The organism is Exiguobacterium sp. JMULE1 (genome assembly GCF_013337175.1).
Lineage (GTDB): Bacteria > Bacillota > Bacilli > Exiguobacteriales > Exiguobacteriaceae > Exiguobacterium_A > Exiguobacterium_A indicum.
This window is the reverse complement of record NZ_SGWC01000002.1, coordinates 2,209,866-2,232,563: the sequence shown is the minus strand read 5'-3', so window position 1 is coordinate 2,232,563 and position 22,698 is coordinate 2,209,866. Positions and strand designations below refer to the sequence as shown.

The following is a 22,698-nucleotide window of genomic DNA, read 5'->3' as shown; positions in this document are numbered from 1 at the left end:
CAATCGGATAGAGGCTTTTCTCATGCAAGCAACACGAAGATGAAAGCAAGTATGGCAGGTAGGCCTTGTTTGAGTAGAATGGAGCGATTGGCGGTCACGGCGCCATAAAGCGCAGCGATGATGACGCACGCTAAAAAGAACAATTGAATGGCAACATCCTGACGAATCAGACCAAATACGAGTCCGGCTGCTAAAAATCCGTTATATAAGCCTTGATTCGCAAAAAGTGTCCGAATTTGTTGTGATGCAACAGCCTCGTCCGTTAAACCGAACGTTCGACGAGCCGCTTTGGAAGAAAGAAAGAACATTTCAAGTGCTAAAATATAAAAGTGTTCCAAAGCAACGAGGATAACAAACAGCGTAGCAAGAATCGACATGAATCATACCTCCTTCAGGTGAACGTGGAAAAAAGACCGTACTTCGTCGATCGAAGCACGGTCTTTTGATTAAGCGTATTCGAGTAAAGCGCCAGTTTCGGCATCAACTGTGAATTGATACGTTTTTTCGTCATCACCTTCAAGGACCGAGATGCCACCTTTGTAGCTTTGGTAGTCACGTGACTCATATGCGTAAGCCTCTGGTGTTGCAGAGATCCATGCACCTTGGACACGTCCTTTTGCTGAAAATGTGCGTTTCGTGATTTCGAGCGCTTCCTCGGCAGAAAGTTGTTTGTCATCAACGGCTTTCTTCACTGCGAAAGCGGCGACGACAGCTGCTGCCAATCCGATAATCCAATAGCGTTTTTTCATTAAAATTCCCCTCCTTACAGGTTCTATTCCTACTGTACCAAATAATTCGTTCAGAGAGAAACAAAAGGTTAAGTGATAGAAGCAATTTTTTGTATAATGAGAAGCAGGAGGCGATACATATGAATGAAAAAACGAGAGAGTTATTTCGAACACTGACGGAATTAAATGGGGCACCAGGGTTTGAGCACGACGTTCGTCAGTTCGTTCGCGAGCGCATCACACCTGTCACGGATGAGATCGTTACGGATGGACTCGGTTCGATTTTCGGAAAACGAACAGGCGATGCGACAGGACCGAAAGTCATGGTTGCCGGGCACATGGACGAAGTGGCATTCATGGTGACGCAAATCACGAAGAACGGAATGTTACGGATTCAACCGCTCGGTGGCTGGTGGAGCCAAGTGTTGCTTGCGCAACGCTTCTCGATCTGTACGGATAACGGTGTCATCCCTGGTGTCATCGCATCGATTCCACCACACTTGTTGACAGAAGAAGTACGCAATAAGCCGATGGCGATCAAAGACATGTTCATCGATATCGGTGCAGACTCAAAAGAAGAGGCAGAATCGTTTGGAGTACGTCCGGGTATTCCTGCCGTACCATTCTTCCCGTTCACACCGATGGCGAATCCGAAGAAGATCATGGCGAAAGCATGGGATAATCGCTATGGTGTCGGAATGGCGATTGAATTACTGGAAGAGACGACAGCGGCGGATCATCCGAACATTTTGTTCTCGGGTGCAACGGTTCAAGAAGAAGTTGGATTGCGCGGAGCGCAAACAGCGACAGCACTCATCGATCCCGACGTCGCGTTCGTCGTCGACGCTTCTCCTGCCAATGATGCATCAGGAGACAAAACGGAATTCGGTCAACTCGGACAAGGCCCATTGCTTCGAATTAAAGACAGTGTCATGATTCTCTCAAAAGAGATGACGGATTACGTCCTCGATACGGCAGAATCGAACAAGATTCCGTACCAATATTATGTCGGTGCAGGTGGAACCGATGGTGGTGTCATCCATCGTTCGAATAATGGGATTCCAACGACAGTCGTTGGTTTACCAGCACGCTACATCCATACGCATGCATCGATCATGCATACAGATGATTATGATGCGGCGAAGGAATTGCTTCGGAAACTCGTCACGAACCTCGATACGACGACGCTCGCGACGCTGCAAGTTAAGTGAATGACATGACAGACAGTGGATGTGAATCCGCTGTCTGTTTTTGTTTAATAAGAACGATGTAAGTACGGACTGTCTTGTCAGTTGAAAAAACAATGTAGTCGGATAGAAAGGAGATTTGATATAATGATACGCGATGTTAAGAAAAGGACGTGACAAGATGTTCAAACAAAAAGGGATTTCACTTAGCCCTAAAGTATATTTCATCACCGTATTAAGTTATATGGCACTTGGCTTGTTTAGTTCGTTGATCATGGGTCTCATCATCCGGACGATTGGTGAAGGACTGGTGGGGCGTGGTGTAGAGGCGAAGTTCCTCATTCAGTTAGGAGAGCAGGCGATCGCACTGACTGGACCAGCAATCGGTGTGGCTGTAGCGTTTGCACTTGAGGCACCACCGCTGATCTTGTTCGCAGCAGTTGCCGTTGGTGCGTTCGGATATGAAGCAGGAGGACCAGCAGGGAGTTACATTGCAACGCTTCTTGCGACAGAGGTCGGAAAACTCGTTTCAAAGACGACACGACTCGATATTTTATTGACGCCGTTTGTTACGTTACTAGCCGGATTCGTTGCCGGACGTTACGCGGGAAAGTGGATTGGGAAAGGGATGACGGATCTGGGTGAGTTGATTCGTTGGGGAACGGAACGCGAACCATTATTCATGGGAATTTTTGTTGCTACCGTCATGGGTCTTGCATTGACGGCGCCGATTTCGAGTGCCGCGCTTGGAATCATGCTTGGTTTGGATGGACTTGCTGCAGGGGCAGCGACGATCGGTTGTGCGGCACAGATGATTGGGTTTGGCGTCATCAGTTACCGTGATAACGGAATCGGTGGCGTGGTTGCCCAAGGGATTGGTACGTCGATGTTACAAGTTGGGAATATCATTCGAAATCCTTGGATTCTTCTACCGCCGACTGTAGCCGGCGCAATCCTAGCGCCATTTGCGACTGTTCTGTTGATGCTTGAGAGCAATCTGGAAGGTTCTGGTATGGGCACGAGCGGATTCGTTGGTCCGTTGATGTTATTAAAAACGATGGGGTTCGAAATGGAGTATTATCTAGCAGTCGCTGTCCTCTGTTTCCTTGCGCCTGGCATCATCAGTTATTTCATTTATCGCCTATTACGACGTCTCGGTCGGATTCAAGATGGCGATTTAAAAATCGAATATTAAATACAAAAAGCTGATTCTAAAGGATACGCCTGTTTGACCGGATGGTGGACGAACAAGCATATGACTTTTTGAATCAGCTTTTTTCATAAAGAGAATCCGAATGAACTTGAATAAAAACTCGTAAAGAAAACATAGAGGTAAATGAGGTAAAGTGGAGTCAAATACCGCATGCGTACGACGGGCAATTTTCGAGCGAGTCGTTTTCCGAGTGCTTCGAGTAAAATGATGATCGCAAAACCGACGACCAAATACAAAAAGATTTCGGGTAAGCTTCGTTCGGAATCAATGAAGGAATAGCCGTAACGTAAACAACTCGTCATGCCAACGAAGCCGACGAAGCGTTCGAACGGATGTTTGATTGGTTGATCTGCCATAGTGAAGTCCTTTCCAGGTGTTTTCTAGTTGCAGTATAGCAAACCAAGCACGAAAACGCACAGTCACAATTGAATATGCTATGATGAGGGCAATGACTTCTAGGGAAATCAAAGGAGGAAATCATCATGAAAACATTACAATCCAAACAAGAATTCGATACAGCAAAACAAGGAAATGCCGTCTTTTTATTCTCAGCAAACTGGTGTCCGGATTGCCGCTTCTTAGATCCGTTCATGCCGGAAATCGAGCAAACATTTAACGGCTTCGAGTTTTACTATGTCGATCGAGATGATCATATTGAAATTGCCCAGGAAATGGACATCTTCGGAATTCCGAGTTTTGTTGCATTCCGCGATGGTGAAGAGACAGGGCGTTATGTCGGGAAAGAGCGGAAGACACCAGAACAGGTGACAGCATTTTTAGAGACGGTTTAAGAAAAAAGCGAGCGCTGACTCGCTTTTTTTAATGATAGAAAGGATGAATTCGAATGGAACTACAACAAATCCGAAGAATGATGACACAAACATTTGAAGAAGAAGGGTACACGACATATTTCGATCGTGAAAAGTCTGTATTACGAATTGAGCGAAAGAACGATAAATCAGGCGTTGATGTCGGATTGAATCCGCTTGTCGCAAAAGCAAAACGAAGAGGTGTCATCGCAGTCGAAGAGACGATCGAATATATCCGTGCTGTACTCGGACAAACGGATCAAATCTCACTCGTTGGACAAGAGCAAAAAATCTTTCCTGTCATTCGCGCTAAATCGTTTGCCGATACGACAAAAGAAGGAAAGACGCTCGTCAGTACACCACATACAGGTGAGACGAAAATCATGTACGCGCTTGATCTAGGAGCGACGTATCGTTTGATTGATGAGGAGTTACTGGCGTCTGCTGAATGGACAGCTGAACAGTTATCAGAAGCAGCGCGTTTTAATGTGAAATCGCTTGAAGCGCCATTTAAACAAGATGAAGTCGCGGGGAATATCTTTTATTTCTTGAGTCTCGGCGACGGATATGAGGCGAGTCGTGTTTTGAACAAGACGTTATTAGCAGATTATGCGGCGCAAATCGAAGGAGAATTCGCTGTCGGGATTCCGCATCAGGATGTGCTGATTTTCGCGGATATTCGTAATGACGCCGGATATGATGTCTTACAGCAACTGATGTTTGACTTCTTCTCGAACGGTCGGGTACCGGTCACAGCATTACCATTCTTATATGAAGATGGCAATCTGGAACCGGTCTTCGTCCTTGCGAAAAACAAGCAGCCGAAAGAGTGAAGAATCTGATACAATAGGCATTGTGAGAAAGACGGAAGGGAGTCATGGATTCAATGAATGTGTTTTATAATAAAGAGGGCGTCGGTGACGTCTTAATGATCATTTTGGAAGACGCACCACGTGCGGAAGTGACAGCGACTCGTGAAGGAGACGTAGCAACTATCAAGCATGGTGATCGTGTCGTCGGTTACAACCTGTTTGATGCTTCGACTACGTTTACGATCGAGACACAAGGACCGGTTGAATTGACGGAAGAATTGGCAACACGCATCCAAAAGGAACTGGCGAGTCGAGATATCGAATTATCACTCGAACAAGTGGATTATTCTCCGAAATTCGTTGTTGGGTTCGTTGCTTCTTGCGAGAAGCATCCGGATGCTGATAAATTATCGGTCTGTCAGGTAGAAGTAGATAACGGAACTTTACAAATCGTTTGTGGAGCACCGAATGTAGCGGCGGGTCAAAAAGTAGTCGTTGCTAAACCTGGAGCGGTCATGCCGTCTGGGTTAATCATCCGTCCTTCGGCGTTACGCGGCGTACCATCAAGCGGTATGCTCTGCTCAGCGCGTGAGCTCGGACTTGTCGATGCACCACAAGAAAAAGGGATTCTTGTACTCGATGATACAAAAGCAGTAGGGGAAGCATTCTCAATCGGTCGATGATTCGACCGATTTTTTAACAAGATGGAGGGGTGAACGTATGAGTAATCGTTATGAACAGTCACTAAAAGAGCAGGCTGCCCGGATTCGTCGAGAGCTTGCAGGGGAACGTGAGACAAAGCCTGTGGAACGTCCGAAAAAAGAGGAGCGTGAAGATCGCTTCGTTTTAACGGATGTGCCTTCACCGATTTATGGATTCCAACGTCCGAAGCAATCTGCATCGGAAACCGTAAAAGCTACGGAAGAAACGGAAACGAGTGAACAGGTTTCGGAAACAGTCGAAGAGGGAAATACTGATGAGGTTGCTTTGACGAATCAAGAACTAATCGCGCCAGAAGTCGTATTAGACGAAGCGGAAGCAGATGCTGGTCTTGTACCGGTGACGGACGTCGAATTACTTATACCGGAACCTCACACAAGTGAAGAGCTCGTAAGAGAAGAAGTGCCGACCGTAACCGAAGTAGAAGAAACGGACGAAACTGAAACATCTTCCAACAGTGAGACGGTGGAATTATCAGTTGTTCCGACAGAGACATCAAGTGAAGAGTCTGCTGATGAAAAAGAAGCTGAGCAACAAGCGGAGAGCTTCGCACCGACTTTTGATACATCTGCTATTGAAGTAGATCAAGATCCATCTGTTACTGAGGTCGATAAGCCTGTTCAGTCGGAAGTGAAAAAACCGGTCGGACCGCCTGTTAACGTCGTTATGACGACGAAAGACTTGATGGCGATGTATCGCGCACGTCGAGAACAAAATAATTTACATGGTAAAAAATAAATCGGTTTGCTATAATGGTACAGGTTTTGTACCCGAGCCCGATGGTACGGACCGGAACGTGAATTGGAGGGCTTTTATATGACAAAGTATCATTTTGTTGGAATCAAAGGAACAGGGATGAGTGCGCTCGCCCAAGTACTACATGAGATGAATCATGAGGTGCAAGGTTCAGACATCGAAAAGCACATTTTTACTGAAGACGCGTTACGGGCTAAGGGAATTCCATTTTTCCCGTTCAATGCGGATAACATCAAAGAAGATTATGTCATCATCCAAGGGAATGCTTTTGGAGATGATCATCCAGAAATCGCACGGGCAAATGAACTTGGTTTAACCATCCATCATTATTACGATTTCTTAGGACATCTAGCAAATGAATATCGTTCGGTCGCCATTACAGGCTCACACGGAAAAACGTCGACGACAGGTTTGCTTTCACACGTCTTGAGCGGTATCACGCCGACAGCTTTCTTGATCGGAGACGGGACAGGGGCAGGAGTAGAGGATGCGAAAGCATTCGTCTTCGAGGCATGTGAATACAAACGTCACTTCTTATATTACAAGCCGGACTACGCTATCATGACGAATATCGACTTCGATCATTCGGATTATTTCACAGGAATCGATGACGTCGTTTCGGCATTCCAAGAAATGGCGATGCAGGTTAAGCAAGCGATCGTTGCTTGTGGAGATGATGAGCATCTTCAAAACATTCAAGCGAATGTACCTGTTCTCTATTATGGATTTGGAGAAAACAATGATTTCCGCGCGGAAAACGCGACGTCAACGCCAGATGGTACATCATTTGATGTTTATTTACGTGATGATTTCTACGGCACGTTCCTCATTCCAGGATTCGGTCGTCATCATGTCTTGAATGCACTCTCTGTCATTGCGATCTGTCAGTACGAAGGATTGAGCAAAGACGACGTTGCTGAACGTTTAGCCACATTTGGTGGTGTAAAACGTCGCTTCAGTGAGTCGGAATTCGGCACACAAATCTTAGTAGATGACTACGCGCACCATCCAAAGGAAATCAGCGCGACGATTGAGTCGGCACGGAAAAAATATCCGGACCGTGAAGTCATTGCGATTTTCCAACCGCATACGTACACACGCTTGAAATCATTCATGGATGATTTCGCGACTTCTTTACGTGAGGCAGATGCGACATATCTATGCGAAATCTTTGGATCGGCACGTGAGCAGGAAGGGCAAGTTCGCGTCGAAGATCTGCAGGAGAAAATCCCGCAAGCTTCTATTCTGACGCGCGACAACGTTTCTGTTCTACGTCAGCATGAAAATGCTGTGCTTCTGTTCATGGGAGCGGGCGATATCCAGACGTATCAGCATCAGTATCAAAGCGTAAAATAAGCAACAGATCAAAAAGCGTCACTCGACCGGAGTGGCGCTTTTTTTGTCGTATTTTTGAATTATGATAGTAATTTCAAAAAACCGATGAGGAAAATCTAAAATAGGATTGCATCTTGAAATAAAGTTTGAAATAGTGTGTATGTGTTGAAGTTATTAACGGAAAGGAAAGACACCATGGGACAGATTTTACTCATCTTATTGCTCCAGTTGATTTACGTTCCTGTTTTGACATTACGGACGATCATGCTCGTCAAAGGGCGGACTGTCATTGCTGGATTATTTGGCACAGTCGAAACATTGATTTACATTTTTGCACTAGGAATCGTATTCCAAGACTTAACGACACTCGGTATGGTCGTTTATGCGCTTGGATTTGGTCTAGGAATACTCGTCGGTGGATATGTCGAGCGAAAACTCGCCATCGGTTACAATATGATTCAAGTGCATACGCAAGAATTTCCAGCGGAACTGATTCAAGTCATTCGCGATAATGGTTTCGGTGTGACACATTATCAAGGTCAAGGACGAGACGGTGTCCGTTATCGGTTAGATGTGCTCGCGGCTCGAACACGTATGAAAGTGCTTCGTAATCTCGTCGAAGAATACGAACCGAAAGCATTCCTCGTTGCATTCGATTCCGTCGACTTCAAAGGTGGGTATATGTTGAAAGGATTAAAGCGTCCTCGATAGAGCACTTTTCCTGAGAATGATGTTTATTCTTTGTTATTTAAGGATAAAGATGAAATAGAACGTCATTTGAAATCAGAAAAGGGGAATATCAGATGATTAGTAATCATGCAAAATCAGCTTTGAATCAACAGGTAGCAAACTATGGGGTACTGTTCGTCAAACTCCACAATTATCATTGGTACATTAAAGGACCAGACTTCTTAACGCTTCACGAGAAGCTTGAAGAACTTTATACATGGGTGTCTGAACAATATGATGTTGTTGCAGAACGTCTCCTGATGAATAACGGAACACCTTCTGCGACACTGAAAGAGTATTTAGAGCAAACGACGCTTGAAGAAGCGAAATCAGGGTTATCGGCAGATGAGATGATTGATTCCGTCATCAAAGACTTCCAACAAGTCCGAAAAGAGATGCTCGATGCGATTGAACATCTTGAGGCACAAGACGTGACGGTTGAAGATGATCTACTTGGTCAAGCGAAGGAAATCGAAAAACAAATTTGGATGCTCCGTGCGACATTGAAAAAATAAGATATAGAAAACGGATGACCCCGTCCTATGTAGGACGAGCCATCCGCTTTTTCTTATTTCAGGTTTTCAGGATTGAGGACTTCGAGTTCTGGAAGAACGAAACGACCGTCTTTACGGATCAATACGTCGTCGAACCAGATTTCTCCACCACCGTAATCGGGACGTTGGATGTTGACGAGATCCCAGTGAACGGATGAGTCATTACCGTTGTAGGCTTCTTCGTAAGCTTGACCTGGTGTGAAGTGGAAGCTGCCATCGATTTTTTCATCGAATAGAATATCCTTCATTGGATGCTGAATGAAAGGATTGACGCCGATCGCAAATTCGCCGACGAAACGAGAACCAGCATCTGTATCGAAGACTTGGTTGATCCGATCCGTATCGTTCGCCGTCGCTTCGACGATTTTACCGTCTTTGAACGTCAGTTTGACGTTTTCAAACGTGAACCCTTGATATGGAGACGGTGTATTGTACGAGATGACACCGTTGACCGAATCCTTGACCGGTGCCGTAAAGACTTCACCGTCTGGAATGTTGGCATTTCCAGCGCATTTGATGGCTGGGATGTCTTTGATCGAAAACGTTAGATCCGTTCCTGGTCCGACGAGACGAACACGATCCGTCCGGTTCATCAAGTCAACGAGTGGTTCCATCGCTTGACCCATTTTTTCATAATCAAGCGTACAGACATCGAAGTAGAAGTCTTCGAATGCTTCTGTTGATTGATTGGCAAGTTGCGCCATCGATGCGGTTGGGAAACGAAGAACGACCCATTTCGTTCCTTTGACACGATCTTGTGTGTGCATCTTACCAATCGTTTGACCGTAAAGTTTCATCTGTTCAGCCGGCACATCTGACAATTCATTGATGTTATCACCAGCACGTAGTCCGATGTATGCGTCCATCGCTTGCATTTGCTTGCGTTCGATGTCTGCCATCAATTGGAGTTGCTCTTCTGAAGCATTTCGGTATAATTTTCGTAGGATACGATTATCCTTAAGTAAGACGAACGGATGACCGCCAGCCGCGTAGGCAGCTTCAACAAGTGCCTCGACCAGTTCGCGTTCGATGCCGAAGTTTTCAATCAATACTTTTTCACCAGGTTCAAGGGCAACCGAATAGTTAATGAGATTCGTTGCCAGTTGAGTAAGACGTGGGTCACGCATGAAATTTCCCCCTCGAAATGGATTATGTAGGTTTCATTTATCATTGTAACGGAAATAAACCATTTGGAGTAGCAGGAACGACTTGCTACATGTCGAACTATCAACAAAAGACTATGCAAAAAAATTGGAGGCAAGAACCATGGAAATCACATTAGGCGGAGTCGCCGGATTAGTCGCTGCGATCGCATTCGTAGTGCTCGTCATTTTCCTTGCCCGTGTATTAGGTGCTGCGAGTAAGACGCTCAACAATGTAGCCAACACGACAGCAGGACTTGAACGTCAATTAGACGGTATCATGATGGAGACGACAGCGTTGTTACATAAGACGAATCGTCTGGTCGATACGATTGAAGAAAAAACAGAATTGCTTGCACCTGTCGCAAACTCGATCGAAGAACTCGGTACGTCTTTAAACAAAGTGACAGATTCTGTCCGGACAGTATCCGATACGGTCGCTGGTGCGGCGGATACGAATAAAGAACAGATTGCGCAAGCAGTCCGTTGGGGTTCGGTCGCTGTAGAGTTATTTAAGAAAAATAAACCGGCAGAGACTACGGTTCAAAATCATTCGACGGCAACGACGACGGTCGAGAAAAAGCCACGTCGTCGATTCCGGAAAAAGGCAGAGGCGCCGGTCACACCGGAAGTCGTGTCAGTACCGGACGTTGAAAGCATTCCAGATGAGTTGAAGGGAGATCGTAAATCATGACGAAACAACATCCATATCAAGCACAAGATTCTTCTAAAGGAGGAGGCTTCCTTGCCGGAATCATCGTTGGTGGATTGATTGGTGCTGCGGCAGCTCTCCTTTCTAGCCCAAAATCAGGTCGTGAAGTACGCAATCTGATTGACGAGCGTACGGCTCCTGCCCGTCAACGTTTGACGGAACAGACACAAGTCGTCCGCGAAAAAGCGGAGCCACTCGTAGGTGAGTGGATTCAACTAGCGAAAGATAAGGCAGCACCTGTCATTGAAAAAGCGAAGAACAATTCAACGGTTCAAGAAGCGGCACAATATGCGGGCTTTGAGAAGGATCAGGCAAGCATCGATGCTGCTCTCGCGGAAGCGGAGCAACTCGTACGGGACATTGAACGTGAAATCGGCGACGAAGTCGATGGGGCGTCTGTTGCAGAAGAAATCGACACGGAGACGGTCGTTGAACTTTCGGAGTTACGTGAACAGTTAGCAGACGAACAAGAGGAAGACAATGATCCACAGTCTGATGTGAATCATAAGAAATAATCAATACATGAGGAGCTCTCATCATGAGGGCTCTTTTTCTATGTTTCCTTATAGAGGAAACATCAAAAAATTATATGAAAAAACGTAATTTATTTTCATATTTTAAGAAATCATGCAGCTTCTTTATGTACAACAGGGAAAGAGTTCGCTATAATTAGTTGCTATTACGAGCTATATGCTGATTAGGGAGTGGTAGGACATGGATCAACATGCAGAATTAAAAAGATTACGTGATGAACTCGATTTAGTGAATGCAGAATTATTGGAATTGATGAACAGACGAGGTCAAATTGCCGTTGAAATCGGAAAAGTCAAACGAGCACAAGGACTTGATCGATACGACCCTGTTCGAGAACGTCAAATGCTCGAATCAATTGCCGCTAATAACCATGGACCTTTTGAAACAGGACGCCTTCAGCATGTATTTAAAGAAATTTTCAAAGCTTCTCTCGAATTACAAGGAGAAGATCGGACTCGGAAATTACTCGTATCACGGAAACAAAAACCGACGAATACGATCATCCGGATCGGAGATGCCGTCATCGGAGACGGTTCACAACAATTGATCGCTGGACCGTGTGCGGTCGAGAGCGAAGAACAAGTATTTGAGGTCGCGGAACAGCTCGCGAAACACGGCGTGAAGTTCATGCGAGGCGGAGCGTACAAACCACGTACATCGCCTTACGACTTCCAAGGTCTAGGACTCGAAGGTCTAAAGATGTTGAAAAAAGCAGCGGACGCGCACGGTTTGCATGTCATCACTGAAATCATGACACCAAGCGCCGTTGAATCTGCTTTACCATATGTCGACATCATCCAGGTCGGCGCACGCAACATGCAAAACTTCGATTTACTCAAAGAAGTCGGTCGGACGAATAAGCCGGTTCTTTTAAAACGAGGTCTTTCTGCAACGCTCGAGGAATTCATGTACGCGGCTGAGTACATCATGGCGAGTGGTAACGATCAAGTCATCTTGTGTGAGCGTGGTATTCGGACGTATGAACGTGCAACACGGAACACGCTTGATATCTCAGCAGTTCCGATTCTGAAGCAAGAGACGCATCTCCCTGTCATGGTCGATGTCACGCACTCGACAGGACGTAAGGATTTACTCTTGCCAACAGCAAAAGCGGCATACGCGATTGGAGCAGACGCTGTCATGGTCGAAGTCCATCCGTTCCCAGCACTTGCGTTGTCTGATGCGAACCAACAACTCGATTTCCAAGAATTCGATACGTTCATCGAAAACTTGACGACTACCTTTCCGGCACTAAACGTTCAATGATTTCCGAAAAAGGGTAACCTAAAGCGAATGAAAACGTTTTACAATGAAGGAAGAATGGGAAAAGAAAACTATCTTTTCCTGTCTTCCTTTCGTGTTGCCTAAAAATGAAAACGAAATGAAAACACTTGAGATGGATCATACTAAAGGAGGAATTTGTTTTGAATAGTAATATTACGATTTACGATGTCGCGCGAGAGGCTGCTGTTTCGATGGCGACCGTATCGCGTGTCGTCAACGGAAACCCGAATGTTAAACCATCTACACGAAAGAAGGTCCAAGACGCAATCGAACAGCTTGGTTATCGTCCGAACGCTGTTGCCCGTGGACTGGCAAGTAAAAAAACAACGACGGTCGGTGTCATCGTGCCCGATATCTCGAACATCTTCTTTGCGGATTTAGCACGCGGGATTGAAGACGTCGCGACAATGTATAAATACAACATCATTTTATGTAACTCCGACCAAAACCGGGAAAAAGAGATTCATTTGCTCAATACATTGCTCGGAAAACAGGTTGATGGAATCATCTTCATGGGCGGACGTCTGCATGAGGATCTCGTTCGTGAGTTCAAAACATCACCAGTTCCGATCGTTCTTGCTGCGACGTTGAATCAAGATTATGATCTTCCTGCCGTCAACATCGATTATGAGAGTGCTGCGCACGATGCTGTTAAGTCTTTGATCGACCGTGGACATGAACGGATTGGATTCATCACTGGACCACTCGAACAGCAAATCAATGGTGAAAAGAAATTTGCGGGTTATCGCCGAGCACTCGAAGAAGCAAGTCTTCCGTTTAACGAGCAAAATGTCGTCCTAGGAAACTATACGTATGATTCAGGAATGAAGGCGATGAATCAATTGCTTGAACTTGGAGAAGATTGCCCGCGCGCGATTTTTGCTGGAACGGATGAGATGGCTCTTGGTGTCATCCATGCCTTACAGGATGCTGGACACCGTGTACCGGAAGACTTCGAAGTCATCGGACACGATAACACACGTCTTGCGACGATGATTCGTCCGAAACTGACGACTGTCGTTCAACCGATGTATGATATCGGAGCAGTCTCGATGCGTCTATTGACGAAAATCTTGAACAAAGAAGAAATTGAAACGAACGATGTCACGTTACCACACCGGATCGAACAACGGGATTCGACACGTCCTTAATCGAAAAAACGTCTCTTCTCTCAAGCAAGCTGCTTGAAAAAAGAGACGTTTTTTTATTTCGCGACGGTAATAAGTTCATCTTGGTGATGGTGGAGTTGGTCATTTTCGACATGGAGTCGAACCGTCGTCTGACCAGGTGAAGTCAATGTCACTTTCCCGCTGTAGGCATCACCCTTTTTTTCTAGAGGAACGTAGTTATGCTTTTCAATGCCCGTTTCAATGACTTCCACTTGTACGTTCGCTTTTAGAGGTTTTCCATCAAGGAAAACATGAAAGGAGACGGGGAGTTCAGCACCGGCTTTCGCTTTTGTTGCGCCCATGTAATGAACAGACAGACCGTCGATGGCTTCGTGATCATGTCCATGCTCGTGCGATGCTTCCTCTTGTCCATGTGAATGATCCATGACAACGAATGAGATCTTATCCATATGATGGAGTCCTTTTTTATCATTGATATGATATAGTCCTTCATATTCACCTTCAGCGAGTTCAGCTTCTGCTTGATAAGAACCCGTCTTTTTCAAGGTTGCCTTGAACTTTTGATGGGCACCGTCTTGTTTTCCGGCTTCCCAAACTTCAAATGTCACGTCCTCAAGATTGACCGGTTTCTTTTGTTCGACAGCTGACGCTTTAAAAACAACGGCTTCATCTTCCATTGTCTTCGCTGGAACATTGACGTTGACCTCGACCGTCGGTTTTCCTGACCCTTGCATGTTATCGTGATCCATTGCCTGCTTTTCATTGCCACACCCTGCGAGTACGATCCCCGTCGATAGAATAAGACCGGAATAAAGCCATGCCTTTTTCATGATGATTCCCCCAACTATTATTCATTTACTAAGTAAAAATTCCATATTTAGTATAGCAACAAGTTGTGAACTCCGAACGAAATAAATGTGAAGATATAAAGTCGATTAATCAGCGGAGTAGGGGGAAGTCGCAGTCAATTGATCCTTACGCTCATCGCTCACAAACGGCCAAATTAGTCGTTTGACGGTCTCCCAATTTTTTTCTTCGATTTCAGGTCGTCGCGGAATGGCGGGGTAGAGTGGTGTTGGATCATGCCAGTGTGTTGGTGGGGGTGTTTCTTGTCCACTCCAACGTTCTTGCCATGAAGTAGGAATCTCTCCACGAAACGGAGCTTGTCCGGTCATGGCAGCAAAAACTTGACTCCACGCGCGGGGGACGACACGATACCAGTCATAGCCACCGCCTCCTAAAGCAACGATTTTTCCATTCGTATATTTATTTGCTGCAGCGACGGCGATTTGAGGTATCTGTTCATAACTTTTCATCGTTAAGGATAAATGAGTCAATGGATCGAGCGCGTGTGCATCGGCACCATTTTGCGTAATGATGAGATCTGGTTGGAACAATTCGCAGGCTTCAAAGAGAGCCGTCTCATACGCGAGTAAAAACGAATCATCTTCCGTAAAGGCGTCCAGTGGCACGTTCCAGCTGAATCCATACCCTTCTTCAGACCCCCGTTCCGTCACCATTCCCGTTCCTGGAAATAAGTAGCGACCCGTCTCATGGAGAGACAATGTCATGACGTCCTTTCGGTTATAAAAGGCCCATTGTACTCCATCGCCATGATGAGCGTCCGTATCGACATAAAGAATTTTACAGTGATATTTTTCAATCATGGCTGCCATGGCGACAGCGGTATCGTTATAGACACAAAAACCAGAGGCACGCCCACGGAATCCGTGATGCAATCCGCCACCGATATGAAAGGTCCGTTTATATTGACCAGATAAGACGAGGTCACATGCTTCGATCGTGCCGCCGACAAGGAGAGAAGCGCCCGAATGCATCCCCTGGAACAAAGGGGTGTCTTCTGTCCCAAGACCATACATCTGTGCCTTGAGGGGGGTTAATGCTCCGGTCCCGGCTGCTTTGACGGCAGCAATATAATCCTGATCATGAACGAGTGACAATTCTTCATCAGTCGCATGACGTGGCGCGATACAAGGAATGTCATCTAATTGATGCATCGCTTCAAGCAAGGAAACCGTTAACTCGAGGCGAATCGGATTGAATGGATGTGTCTCCGAAAACCGATAAGTCGCCTCTTCAGGACTGTACAGATAGGCAAAATCCTTCATCTGCTCACATCCGGTCCAAGTACATCGAATCCTTCTTTGCGCAACTTTTCGATGATCCGAATCGGATTCATCGTCTGGACACGAAACGCAACGATCCGGACATACGGATCGTCTGTTGGATATACGAGTACATTTAAGATATTGATATTCGTTTTGGCAAGCAGTGCGGCAATCTTTGCTAATGTTCCAGCAGTGTTCTCAACACGGATTTCGATTTGAGAACTTGGTTCGAGTGCACCTGTCAATTGAACGAATGTCCGCAACAAATCCGTTTCCGTGACGACACCGACAAGGCGTCGACCGCGGACGATTGGCAGACACGTCAATCGATATTCATAAAACAGCACAGCCGCATCTTCGAGAAAATCGAGCGGATGAGCCGTGACAGGACTTTCAATCATGATGCTTGAGACCGGATACTGTAGGTCTTGTTTTGCTGTATCCGGATGAAAGATACTACTTGCGCTTTGAATTTCCTTTAATCCGACAAGACCGACGAGTTCATGGCGGGCATTGACGACAAGAACATGACGAATCTGATGACGTTGCATGAGTTCGACCGCATGCGCGATGGAATTCGTCGGTTGCATCGTGATGCACGTCGTATTCATGATTTGTTCGATTAACATGACGATTCCTCCTCGAGCTCAGTCATACATGAAGCGTCTTCTCAAGCGTAGCGCATCAAAATGAGCGACGACTTCAGGTGAGACGTGTTTTCCGATACGTGCCATCAGGCAGTTGGCAGGATGGGAGGCGATTTCCGGATCGTCGGTCGGGAAGAAGACAAGACCACCATGGTTCATCATCTTCTCCATGATCTTTCGGTAATCCCAGACCGATAGTCCGCTCCCTTTTAGGTCCCAATGCCAATAATATTCAGTCGTTAAAATCAAATAGTGTTCCATAGCAGGATCGAGCATAGAGATTTCAAGCAATTTTTTACCGATCTGTTGTCCGCGGAACCGAGAGGAGACTTCGATCGCTCCGAGTTCCAAGATGTACGGATTGTTTCCTTCGCTCCACGTTTCGTAAGGGTCAGGGTATAAGTAAGTCACATAACCGATGATTTCCGTTCCTTGACGAGCGACGATGATCCGTCCTTCCTCAAGGTCTGCGATCTCAACGAGTGCTTGATGTTGTTCAGCGGGTGGACGAAAAGCCGTCAACCCTGAATCGAGTGTATACGTTGCTAGTGTTTGACTCGGTACGGGACCTTCGATGTCAACGGGACCGAGTGATGTTTCATGCGTCCGATGATTGAATTGTTTTTCAAACATGTAAGCGTCACCACCTTCCTATTCATTATAGACGAAAGCGCTTGAGCAAAGAGAGGGATTTTTTAACAAATTGACGGCAAATAGATTGAACTGACGGATAACTAGCTTATAATAAAGAGGAAAACATAGAAGGGGAGGAACGAGACATGAAAGTTTTGAAAGCGCTTCCGGGGAAGCATTGGTTAGCAGAGTATGATGAAACGAACACGTACGACTGGAAAGATGCTGAGCAGTACTTTTCATGGGCGACAACGGGGAAAGTCAACATGGCTCATGAAGCAATCGACCGCCACGCAGAAGGCGAGCGGGCGAACAAGGATGCGCTGATCTATTTCGATGGAACGACGGAACAACGATTCACATATGCAGATATGAAACGATTGACGAATAAAGCGGCAAACGTATTAGTCGACGCAGGGGTCAAAACGGGTGACCGTATTTTCATCTTCATGCCACGTTCACCTGAATTGTATTTTGCCTTGCTTGGCGCACTGAAGGTAGGCGCAATCGTCGGTCCGTTATTTGAAGCATTCATGGAACAAGCGGTCCGTGATCGCTTGCTTGATTCTGAAGCGAAGTTACTCGTGACGACGAAGGCATTGCTCCCACGTGTTCCAGTTGGGGAACTGGAATCACTTGAAAAAGTAGTACTTGTCGACGAAGATATCGAAGAATCGGACACATTACTCGATTTCCGCAAAGCGTTCGAGCAAGCATCCGATGTATTCGAACCGGTCTGGTTAGATCGTGAAGACGGATTGATCCTGCACTACACTTCAGGATCGACAGGGAAGCCGAAAGGTGTGCTCCACGTTCAAAATGCGATGATTCAGCACTTGATGACAGGTCGCTGGGTACTTGATCTCCAAGAAGATGATATCTACTGGTGTACGGCTGACCCGGGATGGGTCACAGGAACAAGTTACGGTATCTTCGCTCCGTTCTTGAACGGGGCAACGAATATCGTCGTCGGTGGACGCTTCAATCCGGATTTCTGGTACAGTGTCATTGAGAAGTACAAGGTAACGGTCTGGTATAGCGCACCAACGGCTTTCCGGATGTTGATGGGAGCGGGAGCGGATGTTGCAAATCATCATGATCTCTCAAGTCTTCGTCATGTATTGTCTGTCGGCGAACCGTTGAACCCAGAAGTCATTCGTTGGGGGAAAGAAGCGTTCGATCAACGGATTCATGATACATGGTGGATGACGGAGACAGGCGCGATGATGATTTGTAACTACAAGTCGATGGACATCAAACCGGGATCGATGGGGAAACCGATTCCAGGAACTCAGGCTGCGATAATTGATGATCAAGGAAATGAGTTACCGCCATTCCGAATGGGGAACCTTGCTTTAAAAACACCATGGCCATCGATGATGCGTCAAATTTGGAACAATCCGCAGAAATATGAATCATACTTCTTCAAAGGATGGTACGTTTCAGGAGATTCTGCCTATATGGATGACGAAGGTTACTTCTGGTTCCAAGGACGTGTCGATGACGTCATCATGACGGCTGGAGAACGGGTTGGTCCGTTCGAAGTCGAAAGTCGTCTCGTCGAGCACCCAGCTGTCGCAGAAGCTGGGGTCATCGGGAAACCAGATCCAGTCCGCGGTGAAATCATCAAGGCGTTCATTGCCTTGCGTGATGGTTACGAGCCGACGGATGAACTAAAACAAGAAATCCAAGCATTCGTCAAAGAGGGGCTGGCTGCTCACGCGGCACCGAGAGAAATTGATTTCCGGGATAAATTGCCGAAGACACGAAGTGGTAAAATCATGCGCCGTGTCTTGAAAGCATGGGAGTTAAATCTCGAAACAGGGGATCTTTCTACGATGGAAGATTGAGTGTAAAAACAGTTCCAGTAAAATTCAGAGATTAGTAAGTTCAAAAAATTCTATTATGGAAATTTTATCCCCCTTAAGTAAGGGGGATTTTTTATTACAAATTTTTTAAAAATAGATGATAGAAAGTTAAAAGAATTTTCTTATGTTATAATTTTACTGAATTATTTTTCCAATAAAAAGAGTAGGGAGATGGTTTGTTTGGTTAAAATCAAGACTTTAAAATCTGGTTTAATTCTTTCCACCGTTCTAACTGTATCTTTAGGCGCACCAAGCTTTACAAGTGCTGATTCAGGGAGTTCAACTCTACCTACAAAAGATTCGGGATTACACGCTATGTATTACAAAATGTATGCTCCAAAATCTCAAACTAAATACAAACAATTTAGTGTGGCGATCCAAAAAGTAAATAAGATTAAAAAAGACAACAATAAAATAATCTTGTACGGTACTTTTGTAGCTGGAGGAGGGAATCTTGCTGGTTACGTGAAGAGTATACAAAATGTTCCTTATGTCGGAACGGCATTAAAGGCTGCAGAAAAAGGTGGAACTGCAATGGTTTTACTGGGGACATATGGGAAAATGACGTATTCTAAATTTAAAAAAGATAGTATAGTCATGCACAAAACTTATTTTAAGTGGACGAACCCTGCAAAGTTAGAATACTCTGTAAAAATAAAATCTTGGGTCGCATATAAAGGAAAAAAAGTGACTAAAGTAAAAACATCAACCTTCTCTAAGTCACTCTAAATTAAAACTTTCAAAATGAGGTTGTAATATAATCCAGTTTAATAAACGAAAGACCCTCGAAACGAGTAGTCGTATCGAGGGTCTTTTCCTATAAAATCAGTTAGTTGTGTTCCAGCTTCTTTTTATTAGTTTTCAGAAGTATCGCCTTTCTTTTCATCTTGCTTTTTCTGTTGTTCTTGTTGTTTCTGTACATCTGCTTCTTTTTTCTTAGCCTCAGCTTCCGCTTTCTTCTTAGCCTCTGCCTCGGCTTTTGCTTTTTCCTCGGCAGCACGTTTTGCGTCTTCCTCTGCTTTTTTCTTCGCATCTGCTTCAGCTTGTTGTTCGTTTTGTTGATCTTCTTGTTTCTGTTCTTCCGCTCTATTTGCTTCTTCTTCTGCTCGCTTAGCTGCTTCTTCTTTCTTTTTCTCAGCTTCCGCTTTTTTCTTCGCCTCTTCGGCTTTTTCTTTTTATCCTCTTCTTTGAAACGACCACTGTTCTTAAAGTCATTTGCTGTTACAGAAGATGGTTGTGTGAAGCGAGCACCTGATTTGAAATAGCTGTTGTTAGCACCATATGCTGCGTTCGCCATTTGTGACCACAGCGTCTGTGTGCGTTGATAATACGTCGTCGGACCGATAAGTGAGTTGTTTTGGTCATGCCCTGTCCAGACGGCAAGGGTCACACCAGGTGTCGAACCAACGAGGTAAGAGTCTTTGACATCATTGGTCGTACCGGTTTTACCTGCCCAGTCTCCCGGAACATTCAATCGGTCTTTTGCAAATGTTGCCGTACCTTTTGTGAAGACACCGCGCATCATATCAAGCGTCAAGTAAGCCGTTCGTGGTTCGTAAATTCGTTTTTTCTTTGGTTTTGCTTTATAAATGTTTTTTCCGTCTTTCGTGATTTTCGAAATGACGTATGGTTGTACGAATTCACCATAGTTCGCGAGTGTTGCGTAAGCACCAGCAAGTTCGACTGGTGTGATCTCCATCGTTCCGAGTGCAGCCGAAGGAGCATAACGAATCGCATCCGGTACTTCTACGCCCATATCGACGAGTTTTTGAATCGAGTTCGACATGTTCATCTTCTCGTAAATCTTAACAGCAGGTACATTTAATGAGAGTTCAAGTGCGGTGCGAACCGTCACGTTCCCACGATAACGACCGCCTTCGTTCTTGATTGGGCGATCACCTGGTTGACGTGGTACGGTCTGGTAGTAATACTCTTCGTCATTGACGGTCGATCCCGGAGTAATTAAACCGTTCTCGATACCATTTGAATATACGAGAATTGGTTTTGCTGTCGATCCGATTTGACGTTTGGCTTGGAATGCCCGGTTGAAGTCATCCGCTTTCCCGTCCATATAGCGCCCGCCGACGAATCCAAGGATACGACCTGTTTCATTTTGAACCATGACCGCTGCTGTCTCTTCGGGATCTTGTTTCGAAACGGTTTTTTTCGTTTTTGGATCCACGACTTGTTTGTACTGCATGCTGCCAGGGAAGTTTCCATTGTTCTTCGCAGGTTGTTGCATGGATTCATGAATTTTCTTATCTAGCGTCAAGTGAACTTTGTACCCACCTTGACGGAGAGCAACCAGTGCTTGATCCTGGTAGTTTGCTCGAACTTCTGCTAGTTCAGACGGTTTGACTTCATCTTCTTTAATTCCATCTTGTTTCATCAAGTACTTCGTCATGATTTTCGTTGCTTCACGCTCTGCTAAGTCGTAGACATACGGATATGTGTCACGTGAACGTTTCGATTGTTTCGCAAAGTCTTTCGTAATATCGTACTTGATCGCTTTTTCGTATTGTTCTTTTGTGATGTTTTTTGCGACATACATCCGCTTCAAGACGGTTTTCATCCGATTGATACTTGGTGTCAAATCTTTCTTGACGACGCCACCTTGAAGGTACGGTGTGTAATAATAAGGGTTTTTCGGAATGCCGGCGAGGAAGGCTGCTTGTGGTAATGTCAGCTTTTTCGCTGATTTATTAAAGACACCTTGAGAAGCCGCTTCAATTCCAGCAATGTTACGTCCGAGTGAATTTCGACCAAATGAGACGACATTCAAATAAGCTTGAAGAATTTCGTCTTTTGACATCGCATTCTCGAGGCGTAGCGCTAAGATGATTTCCTTTGCTTTGCGTTCGAACGAGACTTCATTCGTCAAAATTTGGTTTTTAATTAATTGTTGAGTCAACGTACTTCCGCCAGTCCGTGACGCGGAGTTTGTCAGCTCTTGCAAGACTGCACGCAATGTTGCTTTTGGGACAACACCATCATGCTGATAAAAATCAGTATCTTCAGTTGATAAGACGGCATCTAATAAATACGGAGAGATATTTTTAATGTCGACAGGCTGACGTTCTTCATCAGTAGAGACGTTCGTCAATTTCTCGCCGCTTCCCCAATAAATCTGACTCGTTACTGCATAGCTATTGACTTGTTGTTTCATTTCCGTCAATGGAGGGGCTTTCGTACCTTTGACAAGGGAAGCGAAGTATCCGCCGGCAGCTCCGACAGAAAAGCTTCCAATGAGCAACACTGCTATGATGAGGAATAAAATGATGTTCCATGAAACATCGTATGTGATATTCGACCAGTGCCGAACGGCTTTCGTCCGGGGGTGATTCCAAAACTTGGACCAGTTCTCGCGCATAAATGATCTCCTTTGCATCTTAAACTTAGGTGTAAATTAATATTAAATCACAGATAGACGTATTATACCATAAATCCATTGCTTAATTTTGGCTTGACAGCGGATTCGCCTTCGACGTATCATGAAACCATCTTATTTTCATATGATACGTTAAACAGTGATCGGAATACAGTAGTAAGTCACTCCCTGTGACAGAGACCTAGTGGTGCTGCGAACTAGGACACAGTGAACTTATGAATTACGCTTCCAGGAGTTTCTTGAGAAATCAAGCGGTCCGTCCCGTTATCGACGAACCAAGTGGTCCTTTTTAAAAGGGCAATCAGGGTGGTACCACGGAATCTTCCGTCCCTTCGTCTTAGACGAAGGGACGGTTTTTTATTGTTAAAAGTGAACTTTAGGAGGAGAC

Annotated in this window: 24 protein-coding genes and 1 other annotated feature; of the genes, 15 read left to right on the top strand and 9 right to left on the bottom strand. The window is 45.3% G+C overall.

Annotation, left to right across the window (positions count from 1 at the left end):
* Positions 1-20: 20 nt before the first annotated feature.
* Both EXW93_RS11955 and EXW93_RS11950 read right to left on the bottom strand, forming a co-directional pair.
* A complete protein-coding gene (locus EXW93_RS11955; RefSeq protein WP_174316496.1) occupies positions 21-377 on the bottom strand; it encodes a DUF1304 domain-containing protein in 357 nt (118 codons plus the stop codon).
* A 69-nt stretch (positions 378-446) separates the two neighbouring features.
* A complete protein-coding gene (locus EXW93_RS11950) occupies positions 447-749 on the bottom strand; it encodes a PepSY domain-containing protein (RefSeq protein WP_023469083.1) in 303 nt (100 codons plus the stop codon).
* Between the two features lie 119 nt (positions 750-868).
* Between EXW93_RS11950 and EXW93_RS11945 the strand changes: the two genes are divergently transcribed.
* Complete coding sequence (locus EXW93_RS11945) at positions 869-1,939, top strand: M42 family metallopeptidase (protein ID WP_035396484.1); 1,071 nt, start codon at positions 869-871, stop codon at positions 1,937-1,939.
* A gap of 157 nt (positions 1,940-2,096) precedes the next feature.
* On the top strand, positions 2,097-3,110 hold the full coding sequence (locus EXW93_RS11940; protein WP_174316495.1) for a PTS sugar transporter subunit IIC: 1,014 nt from the start codon (positions 2,097-2,099) through the stop codon (positions 3,108-3,110).
* A gap of 83 nt (positions 3,111-3,193) precedes the next feature.
* Here the strand turns inward: EXW93_RS11940 and EXW93_RS11935 are convergent, their stop codons facing one another.
* The gene (locus tag EXW93_RS11935; RefSeq protein WP_023469080.1) at positions 3,194-3,484 is read right to left on the bottom strand and encodes a hypothetical protein; all 291 of its coding nucleotides are present in this window, start codon (positions 3,482-3,484) and stop codon (positions 3,194-3,196) included.
* A gap of 126 nt (positions 3,485-3,610) precedes the next feature.
* Here EXW93_RS11935 and EXW93_RS11930 point away from each other — a divergent pair, with 126 nt between their 5' ends.
* The 7 genes from EXW93_RS11930 (at position 3,611) to EXW93_RS11900 (ending at position 8,804) form a co-directional block, all read left to right on the top strand.
* Positions 3,611-3,919 carry a thioredoxin family protein gene (locus EXW93_RS11930; RefSeq protein WP_023469079.1) on the top strand — a complete coding sequence of 103 codons (309 nt, stop codon included), beginning with the start codon at positions 3,611-3,613 and terminating at the stop codon, positions 3,917-3,919.
* Positions 3,920-3,972: 53 nt separating this feature from the next.
* A complete protein-coding gene (locus tag EXW93_RS11925) occupies positions 3,973-4,770 on the top strand; it encodes a DUF1444 domain-containing protein (RefSeq protein ID WP_023469078.1) in 798 nt (265 codons plus the stop codon).
* A gap of 53 nt (positions 4,771-4,823) precedes the next feature.
* Complete coding sequence (gene ytpR / locus EXW93_RS11920; protein ID WP_058264712.1) at positions 4,824-5,432, top strand: YtpR family tRNA-binding protein; 609 nt, start codon at positions 4,824-4,826, stop codon at positions 5,430-5,432.
* A 37-nt stretch (positions 5,433-5,469) separates the two neighbouring features.
* On the top strand, positions 5,470-6,207 hold the full coding sequence (locus tag EXW93_RS11915) for a hypothetical protein (RefSeq protein WP_055968787.1): 738 nt from the start codon (positions 5,470-5,472) through the stop codon (positions 6,205-6,207).
* Between the two features lie 78 nt (positions 6,208-6,285).
* Positions 6,286-7,581: a UDP-N-acetylmuramate--L-alanine ligase gene (murC, locus tag EXW93_RS11910; RefSeq protein ID WP_023469075.1), complete on the top strand. Its 1,296-nt coding sequence runs from the start codon at positions 6,286-6,288 to the stop codon at positions 7,579-7,581.
* 174 nt (positions 7,582-7,755) lie between these two features.
* Positions 7,756-8,271, top strand: coding sequence for a DUF2179 domain-containing protein (locus EXW93_RS11905; RefSeq protein ID WP_023469074.1), 516 nt, complete (start codon positions 7,756-7,758; stop codon positions 8,269-8,271).
* A 92-nt stretch (positions 8,272-8,363) separates the two neighbouring features.
* Positions 8,364-8,804: a Dps family protein gene (locus EXW93_RS11900; protein ID WP_023469073.1), complete on the top strand. Its 441-nt coding sequence runs from the start codon at positions 8,364-8,366 to the stop codon at positions 8,802-8,804.
* Between the two features lie 53 nt (positions 8,805-8,857).
* On the opposite strand, the gene EXW93_RS11895 is transcribed toward EXW93_RS11900, so the two are convergent.
* Positions 8,858-9,970 (bottom strand): aminopeptidase, encoded by a 1,113-nt coding sequence (locus tag EXW93_RS11895; RefSeq protein ID WP_029342360.1) that lies wholly within the window; start codon positions 9,968-9,970, stop codon positions 8,858-8,860.
* A gap of 139 nt (positions 9,971-10,109) precedes the next feature.
* On the opposite strand from EXW93_RS11895, the gene EXW93_RS11890 reads away from it, so the two are divergent.
* The 4 genes from EXW93_RS11890 to ccpA all read left to right on the top strand — a co-directional run bounded on the left by EXW93_RS11890 (position 10,110) and on the right by ccpA (position 13,666).
* On the top strand, positions 10,110-10,679 hold the full coding sequence (locus EXW93_RS11890; protein ID WP_055968785.1) for a DUF948 domain-containing protein: 570 nt from the start codon (positions 10,110-10,112) through the stop codon (positions 10,677-10,679).
* Positions 10,676-11,212, top strand: a complete 537-nt coding sequence (locus tag EXW93_RS11885; RefSeq protein WP_035396501.1) for a YtxH domain-containing protein — start codon at positions 10,676-10,678, stop codon at positions 11,210-11,212. Before EXW93_RS11890 ends, EXW93_RS11885 begins: the two co-directional genes overlap by 4 nt.
* A 199-nt stretch (positions 11,213-11,411) precedes the next feature.
* Positions 11,412-12,497 (top strand): bifunctional 3-deoxy-7-phosphoheptulonate synthase/chorismate mutase, encoded by a 1,086-nt coding sequence (locus EXW93_RS11880; protein ID WP_023469069.1) that lies wholly within the window; start codon positions 11,412-11,414, stop codon positions 12,495-12,497.
* Between the two features lie 158 nt (positions 12,498-12,655).
* Complete coding sequence (gene ccpA, locus EXW93_RS11875) at positions 12,656-13,666, top strand: catabolite control protein A (protein WP_174316494.1); 1,011 nt, start codon at positions 12,656-12,658, stop codon at positions 13,664-13,666.
* Between the two features lie 53 nt (positions 13,667-13,719).
* Here ccpA and EXW93_RS11870 read toward each other — a convergent pair whose 3' ends face one another.
* From EXW93_RS11870 to EXW93_RS11855, 4 genes are all read right to left on the bottom strand, one after another.
* On the bottom strand, positions 13,720-14,475 hold the full coding sequence (locus EXW93_RS11870; RefSeq protein WP_174316493.1) for a FixH family protein: 756 nt from the start codon (positions 14,473-14,475) through the stop codon (positions 13,720-13,722).
* A gap of 105 nt (positions 14,476-14,580) precedes the next feature.
* Positions 14,581-15,774 carry an acetoin utilization protein AcuC gene (locus EXW93_RS11865; RefSeq protein ID WP_174316492.1) on the bottom strand — a complete coding sequence of 398 codons (1,194 nt, stop codon included), beginning with the start codon at positions 15,772-15,774 and terminating at the stop codon, positions 14,581-14,583.
* Entirely contained in the window at positions 15,771-16,403 is a 633-nt protein-coding gene (locus tag EXW93_RS11860) for an acetoin utilization AcuB family protein (protein WP_023469065.1), read from the bottom strand. Before EXW93_RS11860 ends, EXW93_RS11865 begins: the two co-directional genes overlap by 4 nt.
* An 18-nt stretch (positions 16,404-16,421) precedes the next feature.
* The gene (locus EXW93_RS11855) at positions 16,422-17,054 is read right to left on the bottom strand and encodes a GNAT family N-acetyltransferase (RefSeq protein WP_023469064.1); all 633 of its coding nucleotides are present in this window, start codon (positions 17,052-17,054) and stop codon (positions 16,422-16,424) included.
* Positions 17,055-17,200: 146 nt separating this feature from the next.
* On the opposite strand from EXW93_RS11855, the gene acsA reads away from it, so the two are divergent.
* Both acsA and EXW93_RS11845 read left to right on the top strand, forming a co-directional pair.
* The gene (gene acsA / locus EXW93_RS11850; protein ID WP_023469063.1) at positions 17,201-18,904 is read left to right on the top strand and encodes an acetate--CoA ligase; all 1,704 of its coding nucleotides are present in this window, start codon (positions 17,201-17,203) and stop codon (positions 18,902-18,904) included.
* Positions 18,905-19,102: 198 nt separating this feature from the next.
* Positions 19,103-19,651 carry a hypothetical protein gene (locus EXW93_RS11845; RefSeq protein WP_174316491.1) on the top strand — a complete coding sequence of 183 codons (549 nt, stop codon included), beginning with the start codon at positions 19,103-19,105 and terminating at the stop codon, positions 19,649-19,651.
* A gap of 100 nt (positions 19,652-19,751) precedes the next feature.
* On the opposite strand, the gene EXW93_RS11840 is transcribed toward EXW93_RS11845, so the two are convergent.
* A complete protein-coding gene (locus EXW93_RS11840; protein WP_254606205.1) occupies positions 19,752-22,292 on the bottom strand; it encodes a transglycosylase domain-containing protein in 2,541 nt (846 codons plus the stop codon).
* Between the two features lie 148 nt (positions 22,293-22,440).
* Positions 22,441-22,645 (top strand) — a binding site (T-box leader).
* The last annotated feature ends 53 nt before the right edge of the window (positions 22,646-22,698 follow it).